Here is a 272-nt window from a genome sequence, read left to right as displayed (position 1 = left end):
GATCGATCTCGTCGCCGTCGGCAGAGGAAATAAGCTGTGTCAGGAAGACGAAGATCGATCGATGAGATTTAGGCGCAATGGCCTGTGGCTAGGGAGCTGGTTTGTGGTGGCTGGAGCTTGTCCGTGGTGGCTGGAGATTGTCTGTGGTGGCTGGAGATTGTCTGTGGTGGTGGGAGCTTGTCCGTGGCGAGCGGGCTTGCCCCGCGCTGGGCTGCGAAGCGGCCCTAAAACCAGGCGCCTCGGTTTGTCTGAATAAACGCGGGGCGTTTAGG

The organism is Pseudomonas proteolytica, assembly GCF_007858275.1.
Classification (GTDB): domain Bacteria; phylum Pseudomonadota; class Gammaproteobacteria; order Pseudomonadales; family Pseudomonadaceae; genus Aquipseudomonas; species Aquipseudomonas proteolytica.
This window is presented reverse-complemented; position numbering follows the sequence as displayed.